Source organism: uncultured Mailhella sp. (assembly GCF_944324615.1).
Classification (GTDB): Bacteria; Desulfobacterota; Desulfovibrionia; order Desulfovibrionales; family Desulfovibrionaceae; genus Mailhella.
In genome coordinates, this window is sequence record NZ_CALUWY010000023.1 from 28,335 (window position 1) to 41,497 (window position 13,163).

13 protein-coding genes and 1 pseudogene are annotated in these 13,163 nt (G+C 61.3%); 3 read left to right on the forward strand and 11 right to left on the reverse strand.

Going from position 1 to position 13,163, the window contains the following annotated elements:
• Positions 1-45: 45 nt before the first annotated feature.
• The 5 genes and pseudogenes from Q0K07_RS06950 to asnS form a co-directional block, all read right to left on the reverse strand.
• A complete protein-coding gene (locus tag Q0K07_RS06950; protein WP_294557994.1) occupies positions 46-717 on the reverse strand; it encodes an adenylate kinase in 672 nt (223 codons plus the stop codon).
• 204 nt (positions 718-921) lie between these two features.
• Positions 922-1,362, reverse strand: a complete 441-nt coding sequence (locus Q0K07_RS06955) for a YkgJ family cysteine cluster protein (RefSeq protein WP_294558006.1) — start codon at positions 1,360-1,362, stop codon at positions 922-924.
• Positions 1,363-1,416: 54 nt separating this feature from the next.
• Positions 1,417-1,803, reverse strand: a pseudogene (locus tag Q0K07_RS06960) (CoA-binding protein); the annotation flags it as partial.
• Positions 1,804-2,052: 249 nt separating this feature from the next.
• Entirely contained in the window at positions 2,053-2,646 is a 594-nt protein-coding gene (locus Q0K07_RS06965) for a TrmH family RNA methyltransferase (protein ID WP_294558007.1), read from the reverse strand.
• Positions 2,643-4,028 carry an asparagine--tRNA ligase gene (asnS, locus tag Q0K07_RS06970; protein WP_294557996.1) on the reverse strand — a complete coding sequence of 462 codons (1,386 nt, stop codon included), beginning with the start codon at positions 4,026-4,028 and terminating at the stop codon, positions 2,643-2,645. Before asnS ends, Q0K07_RS06965 begins: the two co-directional genes overlap by 4 nt.
• Before the next feature lie 356 nt (positions 4,029-4,384).
• Between asnS and Q0K07_RS06975 the strand changes: the two genes are divergently transcribed.
• From Q0K07_RS06975 to Q0K07_RS06985, 3 genes are all read left to right on the forward strand, one after another.
• Positions 4,385-4,843, forward strand: a complete 459-nt coding sequence (locus Q0K07_RS06975; RefSeq protein ID WP_294557997.1) for a YccF domain-containing protein — start codon at positions 4,385-4,387, stop codon at positions 4,841-4,843.
• Positions 4,840-5,310: a metal-dependent hydrolase gene (locus tag Q0K07_RS06980; protein ID WP_294557998.1), complete on the forward strand. Its 471-nt coding sequence runs from the start codon at positions 4,840-4,842 to the stop codon at positions 5,308-5,310. The genes Q0K07_RS06975 and Q0K07_RS06980 overlap by 4 nt, the downstream gene beginning before the upstream one ends.
• 907 nt (positions 5,311-6,217) lie before the next feature.
• Positions 6,218-6,895, forward strand: a complete 678-nt coding sequence (locus Q0K07_RS06985) for a hypothetical protein (RefSeq protein ID WP_294557999.1) — start codon at positions 6,218-6,220, stop codon at positions 6,893-6,895.
• 62 nt (positions 6,896-6,957) lie between these two features.
• Here Q0K07_RS06985 and Q0K07_RS06990 read toward each other — a convergent pair whose 3' ends face one another.
• The 6 genes from Q0K07_RS06990 to Q0K07_RS07015 form a co-directional block, all read right to left on the reverse strand.
• Entirely contained in the window at positions 6,958-8,004 is a 1,047-nt protein-coding gene (locus Q0K07_RS06990; RefSeq protein WP_294558000.1) for a WYL domain-containing protein, read from the reverse strand.
• Positions 8,005-8,114: 110 nt separating this feature from the next.
• A complete protein-coding gene (locus Q0K07_RS06995; protein WP_294558001.1) occupies positions 8,115-10,394 on the reverse strand; it encodes an AAA family ATPase in 2,280 nt (759 codons plus the stop codon).
• A gap of 224 nt (positions 10,395-10,618) precedes the next feature.
• The gene (locus Q0K07_RS07000) at positions 10,619-11,008 is read right to left on the reverse strand and encodes a hypothetical protein (RefSeq protein WP_294558002.1); all 390 of its coding nucleotides are present in this window, start codon (positions 11,006-11,008) and stop codon (positions 10,619-10,621) included.
• 78 nt (positions 11,009-11,086) lie between these two features.
• The gene (locus tag Q0K07_RS07005) at positions 11,087-11,329 is read right to left on the reverse strand and encodes a YMGG-like glycine zipper-containing protein (RefSeq protein ID WP_294558003.1); all 243 of its coding nucleotides are present in this window, start codon (positions 11,327-11,329) and stop codon (positions 11,087-11,089) included.
• A 94-nt stretch (positions 11,330-11,423) separates the two neighbouring features.
• Positions 11,424-11,831: a hypothetical protein gene (locus Q0K07_RS07010; protein ID WP_294558004.1), complete on the reverse strand. Its 408-nt coding sequence runs from the start codon at positions 11,829-11,831 to the stop codon at positions 11,424-11,426.
• Positions 11,832-12,053: 222 nt separating this feature from the next.
• The coding region (locus Q0K07_RS07015) for a (Fe-S)-binding protein (RefSeq protein ID WP_294558005.1) at positions 12,054-13,163 on the reverse strand (1,110 nt) is incomplete at its 5' end.

Here is a 13,163-nt window from a genome sequence, read left to right on the forward strand (position 1 = left end):
CTTTCGGCGGAACCGGGGCCTTATGGCTTCCCTGAAAGGAAACGCTTACTTCAGCTTGGAGAGCAGATCTTCGCGGATGGCGTCGATGGTGCCGCGGCCGTCCAGCTCGATGTAGCGGGTCACGCCCTTGGCGGCCAGATCCTTGAAATAGTAGGCCGCGGCCAGGGTGCCGTTCTTGTCGTCGTAGTAGATGTCGTGGCGCTTGTTGATGGCGGCCTCGTCCTGATCGTCGGGACGGGTCTTCAGCGCGCCGCCGCACACGCGGCAGACATTGCCGTTGGGCTTGATGGCGTCGATGTAGATGTTGTTGGGATGATTGTTGTTGTTCACGCAGAGGCGGCGGCCCATGATGCGGTCACGGGCGATGTTGCGGGGCAGAAGGATTTCCACCACATAGTCGAGCTTGAGTCCTTCCTTTTCCAGCGCGTCTTCCAGCTTGCGGGCCTGCTCCATGTTGCGGGGGAAACCGTCCAGCAGCCAGCCCTTGTCGCCCTGCGCCTCCAGAATGTCCAGCACCATGGGGATGGTGATGTCATCGGGAACAAGCTCGCCCTTATCAATGTAGGCTTTGGCCTTTTTGCCCAGTTCCGTGCCATTTCCAATGTGCTGACGGAAAACGGCGCCGGATTCGATGTGCTGAATGCCGTACTTTTCCATGAGAAGAGCACCCTGGGTACCCTTGCCGCTGCCGTTGGGGCCAAAAATCAGAATATTCATCAGAATCCTCTGGCGCTTTCGCGCGTGAACGCCCCCGGGGTTCCTTCCCGGCGGGCTTCCTGCGTGGATGCTCCCGGCATACACGCGGAGCGCAGGCATCACAGCGACGCCCGCTCCCATGGTTAACAACCTCATGCCGCGCCAGGCGCGGCCTACCCCAGTCTGCCGCCGTAGCGGCCCCTCCCACCGTGCGGGAGGGAAATATCAGCCCCCGTTCCGGGGCAGTTCCTCTTCCTTCACCACAAGGGCGCGGCCTTCGTGCAGAATATCGTCGGCCAGAAGCCTGTAGTCCTTCAGATAGCGGTAGCCCTCGCGGGCGAAATCGGCATGGGAGACCTCGCGCAGAATGCCGGGGCAGTCTTCCCTTGCCATGGCAAAGCTCACCTCATCCACCAGATTGCCCCGGAAAAACGGCCATGCGCGGCATACCGCAGGCCGTGCGGGATGGATGGCGCAGCCCCTGCCCGCCCGGAAAAAGAGGCAGAAGCCGTCGTCGCCGCATTTGAGCGTGGGCTTGCCGCCCAGATTTTCGGTATAGCGCGCGAGCACCTCTTCGGCCGGAAGGCCGAAATGGGCGCACAGGCGGGGCAGGTCGCGGGGGCCGACCACAATGCCGCCGCGGCCTTCACAGCACTTGCCGCACATGCGGCAGGAAAAAGCGGGGGAGGATTCGTCGAAAAGCGCGGCGTGCACCGTCTGAAGGCAGCGGTCTTCCACCACCTTCACCCCGGCCTGCGCCATGAGCATGCCCGCCTCGGGGCTGCGTATGCCCTCCTGCATCCAGAAGATGAGGGGAAGGCGCGGCAGGGAAAGGGTTTCGCGAGCGTGTTCGGGGCAGTACTGCGCCGCCCGGAAAAGACAGATGATGTCGGGCTGAAAGCCTCTTTCGGGGAGTTCCCTGATGTTGTGCACCGTGGGAATGCCCCATGCCTGCCTGCGTACGGGGTGTACGGGCATGACGTTGAAACCGGCATTGAGAAGGTAGCGCCCCACATGGTCCACAGGAGAACCGGGCTTGTCCTTGGCGCCTACGATGGCGATATTCCTTGCGCGGCCGAGCAGGGCGCGCAGATCGTCGAACAACATGAAAACTCCGCAGAGGCATTCGTCACAAAACGAACATAGTGTAGCCTGCACAGGCATTCTTGGCAATGGCCTTGTGCGGGGAAAGAGGCGAAAAACCTTGCGCCGGAACAAAAAAACCCCCGTTTCTCACGAAACGGGGGCCTTTTGAACAAGATACGGCACCCGAAGCGTCTCAAGGTCGTCCGTTCCGGCCCGGAGCACCGGCCGTCGCGAAAAAACGCGGCCTTTTCCGCACTCCGGCCCGACGGCTCAGGCCTTGTCCAGCCATGCGTTCAGGCGCTGCCCGTATTCCTCGTCGCTCCAGAGCCTGCGCTCATACATGCCCGCAAGGGAACGCTGGCGCGAGGCTTCGGCCAGCATGAGCGCGGAAGCCACGGACACGTTGAAGCTCTGCACCATGCCGTACATGGGGATGTACACCTCCCCGTCCACCATGGGCACCAGTTCCGGGGAAACCCCGGAGTGCTCGTTGCCCATGATGATGGCCGTGGGCCGCGTGAAATCGTACTCGGTGAGGGGCTTCGACGCGGGGGAACAGCTGGTGGCAAGTATCTGCATGTTCTGGCCGCGCAGGCATTCCATGAGCTCTTCCTTGCTGGCATGGCGCACGGTGTCCACCCACTTGAAGGCCGAAGCCGAGGTTTTGCGGCTCAGCTGCGGGAAGGCGCAGCGCGAATAATACAGATGCACCTCCGGCACCCCGAAGGCGTCGCAGCTGCGGTATATGGCCGACACGTTGTGCGGGTCCCACACGTTGTCCATGACGAGGGTCAGGCCCTTCTGACGATGGGAAAGCACCCTTTCTATCTTCGCCCTGCGGCGTTCGGTCATGGCGCGCATCAGAACTCCAGAGAACCCGTGGTGCGGGGGAAGGGAAGCACGTCGCGGATATTGGAAATACCCGTGAGCAGCATGATCATGCGTTCAAAGCCCATGCCGAAGCCGGAATGGGGCACGCTGCCGAAGCGGCGCAGGTCGAGGTACCACCAGTAATCCTCTTCCTTCTGGCCCAGTTCATGGATGCGGCCCACAAGGCGGTCGAGCCGCTCCTCTCTCTGACTGCCGCCCACCAGCTCGCCGATGCGGGGCACGAGAAGATCCATGGCGGCCACGGTTTCGCCGTCGTCGTTCATGCGCATGTAGAAGGCCTTGATGTCCTTGGGGTAGTCGTACACCGTCACGGGAGCGCGGAAATACTCCTCGGCAAGGAAGCGTTCATGCTCCGTCTGCAGATCGGTGCCGAAGGACACGGGGTATTCAAACTTCTTTCCGCTTTCCTGCAGAAGCTTCACCGCGTCGCGGTAGCTCACGCGGGCGTACTTCTTTTCCATCATGTCCTTCAGGCCGTCCAGCAGGCCGGGAGAAACGAACTTGTCGAACAGGGCCACGTCGTCGGCGCAGTGTTCCACGGTATGGCGCACCACATGGCGGATCAGCCCTTCGGCCAGTTCCATGTTGTCCCACAGGTCGTTGAACGCGGCCTCGGGTTCCACCATCCAGAACTCGGCGGCATGGCGCGGGGTGTAGGAATGTTCGGCGCGGAAGGTGGGGCCGAAGTTGTACACCTTGCCCAGCGCGCAGGCCAGGGCCTCGGCCTCAAGCTGGCCCGACACGGTAAGGCTGGCCTGCTTGCCGAAGAAGTCGTTTTCAAACACGTTGCCCGATTCCGGCTTCGGGCCGCCGTCCACCGGAAGCGTGGTCACGCGGAACATCTCGCCCGCGCCCTCGCAGTCGGAACCGGTGAGGATGGGGGCGTGCACATAGTAGTAGCCGAGAGAACGGAAATAGTCGTGCACCGCAAGCGCCGCCTCGGAACGGATGCGGAAGGCCGCGCCGTACTTGTTGGTGCGGGCGCGAAGGTGCGCGATGGTACGCAGAAATTCGTCGGAATGGCGCTTCTTCTGGAGGGGGAACACGGCCGGGTCGGCCAGGCCGAACACCGTCATTTCCTGCGCGTGCACCTCCCACTTCTGCCCCTTGCCGGGAGATTCCACAAGGTCGCCGCGAACGCTCACCGCCGCGCCCGTGTTCACGCCCTCAAGGGCGCTCCAGGCCTGCGTGCCCTCGTCGATGATGCACTGAAGATTCTTCAGGCAGGAACCGTCGTTGAGTTCAAGAAAGGCAAATCCCTTGGAATCGCGGCGGGTTCTCACCCAGCCGCATACGGTGATGCCGGCGCGCGGTCCGGCAGAAGCCAGAGCTTCGCTGATGCTGGTACGCTGCATGAAATATCTCTCCAGAGAAGGCATGGCGGTTGACGTTGAACATGCAGAGCGGAGGGCCGCGCCGCCGGAAAAACGTGCCTTTCAAAAAGGGACGCACGTTCCGGAAAACGAAAAGGGCCGCAGAAACGCCCCGCATCCTGACGGGGTGCAAGCATACGCCATAGAGGCACGCTCTGCAACCGCCGCCCCTCCCGGAAAAACGCGCCTCCTGCACCCGCGCCGGGCGCCGGAGGCAAAAAAAACGCGCCGACCGCCCTCCCCGCCCACGGCCGGGGCTTGCGGGAGAAGGAAGCTGCCGCTATACTCCCCTTCCGCTCCGGCCCCTGACGGAGCGCGCAAGAAAATATGAGGAAAACATGAGCGTTATCGGAAACATTCTCTGGGTCATCTTCGGCGGATGGCTCACGGCCCTGCTCTGGCTTCTGGGCGGGGTGCTCGCCTGCATAAGCATCATAGGCCTGCCCTTCGGCCGGGCCTGCTTCGTCATGGCGGGCTTTGCCTTCATGCCCTTCGGCTACGAAGCCATCTCCCGCGAGGTGCTCTACGGCAGGGGCGACATGGGCACCGGGGCTCCGGGCATCATCGGCAACACGCTCTGGTTTCTCCTTGCCGGGTGGTGGATAGCCCTCGGCCATGTGCTCACGGCCGCAGGACTCGCCCTTTCCATCGTGGGCATTCCCTTTGCCTGGCAGCACCTCAAGCTCGCGCAGCTCGCCCTCTTTCCCATAGGAAAAACCGTGGTGCCCTGCGACACCGCCGCAGAGGCGCACCGCCGCCGTGCCGCCGAAGATCTGGACAGGAGAAGAAACCCATGAAATGGATCACCCATCAGAGCGTGGCGCTCATGGCCGCCTTTTCCGCCGGTTTCCCCCTTGCGGGCATTGCCGCCGCATGGGCCGGTTCCGTGGTGCCCGACATGCTCGACCAGCGGGCCGCAAGCCGCGCCTGCTTCAAGCAGAGAAAATTCAATCAGGTGCACCGCCGCTCCTCGCACTGGTTCGGCTGGTGGCTGGCGCTGTGGGCATGGGCGCTCACCGGACAGCTCGGTCCCCTGCCCGACGCCCTGGTGGGGGGCTTCGGCTTCGGCGCGCTCACCCATGTGTTCCTCGACATGTGCACCTCGCACGGCGTTCCCCTGCTGCCCTTCGGCAAAAAACGCTTTTCCCTGAAAATATGCAGCACCGGAAGCTTCGGGGAATACGCCATACTCATCATGTGCGTGCTGGTGTTCTGGATAGCCAAGAGGCCCGAACTTCTGCATTTTCATGTGCCGCTGTATTAGCGCCCCTCCCTGCCGGGCGCGGCAGGCCCTTTCCCCTGCCCCCTTTTTCCGGGAGACAGGCCTCTGGGGAAACGCCGTGCCCTGCCCCATTCCGCGCCCCTGCGCGCCCCCCTTCAGGGCGGATGAACGGAACCTGTTCCGTACCTCCGCCCTTTTTCTCAACTTCTTCTGAAAAAACAGCCGGTACCCGCAAAAAATCCATGCTGTTTCCGGCCGCGCACACGCTCTTTTTCCCTGTGCTGCGACATGCGCGCGCCTTTGAAATATGATATAAAAATAATAAAAAAATATTAATAAAATGTTAAAACATTCTGAAGTTCAGAAGAACTTCGGCACCTGAGAAAAAGCAGGATTTCCCGGAAAAAACGCATGGCCTTCCCCTTGTGCGGAAATCACGTTCCATGCCCATAATACATGTATTCCGTGCATAAAAATTCTCATACATGACATGCATCCGTGCACAACAGTGCTTGTGCAGCCGTTTTTTCTCAATATATATGATCCATGCATCACCTATCCGTTTTTCATGATTAATACTGCAATTAATATCATATTTATGTTGATTACTATTCCTGCGATAGTATCAATATATTTCATACAAACAACATAAATAAAAATACATGACTCTTTTTCATGAAGACATATTGACAAAACAGTATTTAAAAAAAATAATCCTGATTCTCTTCAGCGTCATAACCATATACACAGACATGCAGGGTAAACCATGTTCAGCATAAGCTATGTTGGAGATGACAGGAACAACAGAACTCTGTTTCATATCAGAAATGAAAACTCACTGGACTGCTGTAAATGCTTTCTGACCCTGTTCGGAAAAACATTCCAGATTAAATACTCATCAAAATTCAACTATTTTTATGTTGCCCAGCAGGTGCGCAGAGAGCGTCTTATGCTTGACACTCTGACGGAATCCTTCATTCATCAGCTCATTCCCGAAAGAACAAGAAAAACACTGACCTCTCTGGAGCGCATCTCCACCGTGGGATGCAGCGGAGATCTCTATCTCCGGGGAAAGCTGGACGGCGAGGATGTGTTCATCAAGGTCACGCTGACCCGCGTGCAGACGGATTCGGGAAAAGGCGGCGCCATGCAGAACGAATATGAAAAAGGGCTGCTGCTTTCCCAGGAGTGCCCGTATGTTCTCCGGCCGCTCTATTACATTCAGTGTCTGCCCTGCGAAGTGCTGATCACGCCCTTTCTGCACCATCTGCGCCCCCTGAGCGAGGTCATGGCCGCCGAGGAACCCGCCCCGACGTGGCTTCGCGGACAGCTTGAGAACCTCATGGAGCATCTCCGGGCACGGAGGCTCGTTCACCGGGACATCAACGGCGGCAATCTGTCCATCGGCAACAGGACAAACGGCCCCACCCAGCTCTTTCTTCACGATCTTGCGTACATGACGCAGCTCGACGAAGAGGGACATCCCGTTCCCCTCAACATTGAAGGCAAGGTGCAGAGCGACATTCAGCCCGTGGAGCGGCAGAACGATGCGCTGTGCTTCGCCGCCCTGCTGCGCACCCTTGACGAAAAACTGGCGGCGGACGCAGAAAAGGCCGCGTCCCGCTGAAAGCGCCCCGAAGGTCCTCTGCTTCCGTACCCTGAGGGCAGACCGGCTTTCCCGGAAGAGGCCTACGCCTTCTCTTCCCGCTTTTTCCGTGCCGTCTTCGGAGTGCGCTCGTACATCCCGCTCATGGCGCGCACCCGCGCGGCCACTTCCTCCCTGAGCCATGCGGGGGAGAGAATTTCCGCCGTTTCCGCAAAGCTCATCACCCAGGCAATGACTTCCGCCGCGCTCCGGGCCGTCATGGTCAGGGTGACGCCGCCGTCCCTGTGCCATGTCAGCCTCTGGTCGCGGCTCCAGCTGCGTTCGGCGGCATAGGTGGCGGCCGAAGGAGCAAAGCGCACGCGCACGGTGAAGGGCTCATCGCCCATCAGGCCGAAACAGCCTTCCCCTTCGTCCGGCGCATCGGGAATATGGGCGGAACTTCTCCGCGTCATGCGGACTTCGGTCATGCGGTGCACGGCAAGACTGGTGGAGGAGGGAAAAAGCGCCTCGGCCCGCCCCTTTTCCGAAACCAGCCTGCCGCGCGCATAAAGGGCCTCATGATAGGCCACAATCTTCATGGGAGCGAAAAAATGCCGTTTCACCTCGCCGTTCAGGCTGGGACGGTACCGCACCTCGCATACCTGCTTCAGGCGTATGGCGTCCATGAGCGTCTGCAGGATTTCCTGAAAGGGAGAATAGTCGATGACGCCCTTGGTCTGAGCCTGCCCCATCTCCTCCATGGCGCACGATGATGCGCCTTCGGGCAGATAGGCCGCGGCATGCTGCAGCGTGACATCCACCATGTCGCGCATGTTTTCCGGCAGAAGGTGCAGCATGAAGGCCCGGCACAGGGCAAGCTGACGCAGCCCTTCCGGGGAAAGGCTGACTCCGGGAAGATGCCGGGGCCTGTCCAGACGATACGCCACCTCGCGGCCGTGCATCTCGCGCAGAAGCGTGCCGAAGCGCGCGGCCTCCATCTGATCCATGACTCTCCGCACCGTCTGCTTGGAACAGTCCAGCCTGCGGGCCAGTTCCGAGAGACTGACTTCCCTGCCGCTGAAAAGAAGCAGCGTGTACACGGAAAGCAGCCTTTCCGCAGGCGTCATGTCCTGATTCCATTTTCTGCCCATGGCATCATCCCCCCGTGTTCCGGTATGCCCTGCCCGGAGGCGTACCTTCCGCATGAGGGTAGAAAAAAAACGGAAGGCGGACAAGGCGGCGGAAGAAGCGCACACGGCCCCTAGCGGAGAAAGCCCACGCAGTGTCTGGAAGATTCCGTCCTGAGCGCCGCTTCCCGGGCAAGGGCCTCTATCAGTTCCTTGTGGGAAACACTCCCCGGTTCCGTGAAAAGCGGATCGTAGCGCGTGCGCACGGCGTGGAAATCCCCGGGAGTCAGGCGCTTCATGGCCAGAAGCTTCCGGCCGAGTTCCTCCGGCAGGGCCTCCCTGCACAGCGGGGCGAGCATTCCCGCATACAGCGTGTGCTCCTGAGCGCTCCCGGCATAGCCGAAGGCCACCTTGAGCGTGAAACGCCGCATGGCCGCCGCGTCCAGCCTGTCCCGGCGGTTGGTGGTGCAGATGCAGAAGCAGCGGCACTGCTCAAGGGAGGTGAGGAACTCGTTGACCATGGCGCCCTCCCAGGAATGACGGGCCATGGTGCGGGAGAACAGGAAGCTGTCCACCTCGTCGATGATGAGCACCGCCCCGGAATGCTCCGCCTCGCGGAAGGCTCCGGCAATGCTCTTTTCCGTCTCCCCCACAAAGGCGTTCATAAGGTCGCTTGCGCGGCGGCACAGGCATTCGCGGCCGAGATGATCCGCCATGTACCGGGCCAGCGCCGTCTTGCCCGTGCCGGGAGGTCCGTAGAAGAGCATGGTGCCGCAGCCCGCGCGCAGTTCCTTCCCCCGGCGCATGGCGGCATCCACGCGGCGGCAGCGCTCCAGAAAGGCCGTGACATCGCCTTCCATGCACACGCACTCCGGCATGAATTCCTTTTCCTCGGGGAAAAACGGCGCGGGACGGAAATTCCCGCCTGCCTGAAGCTTAAGCTGCGCCTGAAGAATGCGTTCCAGCGCGGCATGAAAGTCCTGCGGATACCGGTACAGGCTCTGCGCCTGGGACACGGCCTCCTGAATCACCGCCGCTTCCACCGGGTACCTTGCGGCAAGCTCCGTGATGCGCGCCTGATCGCACCTGCGGGAAAGGCCGTGCCTTTTCATGACCTGCCGCCAGACCCTCACACGGTCTTTGCGGCTGAGGCATTCAAAATGAATGCTGAAGGAAAAACGCCGCCGCACGGCGGGATCAATGTGCTCCACCTCATTGCTGATCCAGATGACGCGCTGCCCCGGCCTTTCCAGAACACTGTTGAGCCAGGCCTTGTCCTTGGTCTGACGGCCGAAGATAAGATTGGTATCCAGCATCCTTTCGGCTTCATCCACCACCACGAAGGAACCCTCATGGCCGGCGGAGAGGTGCAGACATGCCGTGAGCGAGGCGCGCCGGTTGCTGTCGTCGTCATCTTCACGGCTGGTCACCGCCCAGGCCTTCACCCCGCAGGCCCGCGCCAGAGCCAGGGCAAAGCTGGTCTTGCCCGTGCCGGAAGCGCCGTAGAGCAGAATATGCACGGCCTCTCCGCTCCTGCGCCGCAGAAGATTCAGGGCATGGCGGGCATCCGCCTCAGGAATGCAGAAGTCCTGAATCGGCAGACCTTCCCCTTCCAGCGGATGGTGAAAGAAGGCGTCCTGCTCCGCCTCCCCGGCCTCCCAGAAGACAAGTACCGAATCGCCGATCCTGAAGCTCCCGTTGTAGGGAGCATACAGAATGCCGAACTGCTCAAGTTCCTCCATGACAACGTGCAGCCGGGCATGGGAAACGCCCATCATGTGGGCAAAGAGCCGGCGCCGGCAGAAGTGAAACACCCTGAGGCTGTCTTCAAAATAGTTTTCCACAGGGGAAAAATGCTGAAGGATGAAGACGAACTCACAGATGGCCCGCGCCTCCTCCCCGATGCCGAACACGCGCTCAAGCCCTGCGGAGGCCCGTGCATACACGCTCCCGTCCACCTCTTCCGCCAGGATATTCCGGCAGGCGCTTCTCACCCGGGAGGAAAACACCTCTTCCAGACAGCGGTGATTTCTGACGAGTTCCTCGCATTCGGAAGAAAGATGCTGCATCTGCCCGTTCTCCAGCGTTTCCCGCAGAGCCGCACGGGCGGCAGGCACGCCCGCGCTGTTCTTCATGGCATCAAGAGCACGCAGCACATCCTTCAGCATGGATTCCGCACGGACGGCAGGCACGGCCGCGCTGCTCTTCATGGCATCGAGGGCACGCAGCTCTTCCTGCAGCACGGATTTCCTTTCCCCCAGAACCCAGAACAGACAGCGGAAAAACTCCTCATCCATGGCCACGCGCATGTCCAGCGCACGCATAAGCCATGATGCGACCTTCTGCCGGGCATAGTTGAGTTCCGCATCACTCTCAGACTTCGGCGTCACCGGCCCGCTCTTTCTTCCTCTCATATCGTCTCCTTTCATGCAAAAGGAGCATACGGAACGACCGTGCCAGATTCCGACCCATGTTTTAATATTTAATCATCATATATTTCCCTAAGATAGCGTACTTTCCACAAAAAGTGCGCTTTTGCCCGCACAGGGGGGCCGCACGAAAAAAGCGGGGAGGACCGGAAGCCCTACCCGCTCTGTTCATGACGGAATATTCGGACACCTGCCCGCGAGGGGCTCGCCTACACGCCGTCCCTGAGCGCCACAAGAGGCCGCGGCGGGCGCGAAACGCAGAGTCCCCTGCCGGTACGCGTATCCACAAGCACAAGGCGCGCAAGATCAAAGCCCGCGCCGAGGGGATCCTCATCGGGCACGGTCATGTGGCAGAACACGGCAATGCCCTCATCGCCCGTTTCTTCCGCACGGCCGAGAGCCGCGCGCTCCTCTTCCGAAAGAGCGGGAGAAAAACCGGGAACGATCAGGCGCACGTCGCCGAGAAGCAGGCAGTCCTGCGCACACGCGCTGCTCTGCAGCAGCACGGCCTTTGCCTCCGGGGAAAAGCGGCGCAGAACGCACCTGCGCGCTCCGTTCAGCGCCTCGACGCCGAAGGAAAAATCAACTTCGTATTCCATGGGCAGAATGTTGCATAAAACAGGGCGCCCGGCAAGAAGAGGGCTCTGCCGCGGCTTCACCGCCACAAAGGGCAAACGCTAGCGGCTCCGTTCGTGCCCGTAGATGCCGCCCGCCAGCGCTCCTATGCCGCCGCCGATGAGCGCACCCATGGTGCCGCTCCCCCCGGCTATGGCCGAAATGCCCGCCCCGGCCAGAGCGCCCACGCCTGCGCCGGAAAGCGCGCCCTGCTGGGTTCTGTTCATGTTCGTGCAGGCCGTGGAAGTAACAACCAGGGAGGCGCAGAGAAAAAGCGCCGCCCCCGCAGCCATATATCGCTTCATGCCAACTCCTTCTTCCGCCCTCTCCGGGCGTCTGTGTTCCGTACATCCTGCAAAGGACGCATTTTCTGCGCACCTGAGGGCCCGTGCATCCGCTTCAGGGCCGCGCCTTCAGCCCGGGGACGACCATTTCCGTCCATATCACATCAAAGACATGGCGGTTTTTCTGATCGGGGTTCTTTTCATAGAATGCGTCGATGCGGCGCACCAGCTCCGGCCTTGTAACGCTGCCGAGAGCCGCCTGCCAGCCGTCGGCAAACAGGGAAAGCGTGACGCTCTCCCCCTTGTTCTGCGCAGCCTGTGCCAGCGCCGATTCCATGGCCAGGGCGCATTCCACCCCGAGAAGAAAATCCAGCCGGGACTGAGGGGCCGAACGTTCCCACACATAGCCGTTCAGGGAAGCCACGCCCGAAGGCTCCGCCGCGCCTGCCGCTTCCGCCCGGCCGGGAACGGTCCCCAGCAACAGCAGCAGAAGAAGCACCGCGCTTTTCCATGATGCTCTCATACCATCCTCCTCACAGTTTTGTTCCATGCTGGAAGAGGCCTCATGAGAGGTCAATGACAATAACAGGCCGTTTTTCCCGGAAAGGAGCGCTCCTCCCTGCTCCGGCCGGAGAGTACCGCCGCGCATTCCGCCGTTTTCCGCGCAGCCGTCTTCTGCCGAGACAGCAAAAAAAGCCCCGGAAGGCGAAAGGCCTGCCGGGGCTTTTTTACCGCAAGGGATGCGTCAGCGCTTTTTCTCTTCCATGCACACCACGCGCACGCCGGGATGTCCTTCCGTGCGCGAAGCCTGCGCCTTGAAGGTGGAAAGCCAGTTCTTGCCGAGCAGGGTTTCGGCCAGCCATTCGGCATTGTGCAGCACCGGGCGGTGCGTGTCGATGACGGGCTTGTCCTCCCTCGGCTTGTCCTTGCCGCGCGCAGGATGGCTCATGTCCATGGTCATGAGCGTGCGGGCGATGCCTATTTTGCAGGAAGGGCAGCCCACGAGAATGGGCGCGTCGGCCTTGTAGCCGGCAAGAGCGCTCTGCAGGCGTTCGCGCTTGCGCTCGCGCAGGGTGTTGTAGATGTCCGGGCAGGTGTAGGCGCCCGTGCCGGATTCGCCGCAGCAGCCGGGATTGATGAGTATGGATGCGCCGGTGATGCGCTCAAGGGCCCTTGCCACCTTGCCGCCGTCCTTGGTGGCCTTCACCCCGGACCAGGCCGGATGGCAGGAGGAATGGTAGATGATACGCTCATCGCTCACTTCCACGCCGTGGGGCAGGCGGTCCACCAGAAGCTGCACGATGTCGTTGTGGGCCAGCACGTCGCCGTTCAGGCCGGTGAGGCCGTGGCGCATGAGCGAATCGCGGCAGGAGCCGCAGGCCGTGATGAGCATGTTCACGTCGAAACCGGCTTCGGCCGCAGCCTGCAGCGTGGCGGCGATGACCTGCCGGTTGCGTTCGAGGTTTTCCTCGTACTTTTCGGCCCCGCCTGCGGCAAGCAGCGGATAGCCGCAGCAAAGGTGCCTGCCCGGAAGCACCACGGGCACGCCCGCGTACATCATGAGCGCAATGGAGGCCAGCGCAATGCGGCGATAGAAGAGACTGCCGCCGCAGCCGGGGAAATAGAGCACCGCAGGCACACGGCCTTCCAGCACGCCCTGAGCGGAAATGTCGCCGCTCACGGGCAGGAAGAGATGCGCCGGGGCGTTTCTGTCCAGATGCAGGCTCTCATAAATGCTCACCATGCCCAGCGCCGGGCCGCGGGCGGAAAAGAGCGGGCTGCTCATGCGCCTGCGCCAGACGCGGGGCACCAGCGGAATGAACTGGTTCATCACGTTCTGGCCGAGGGCCGCCAT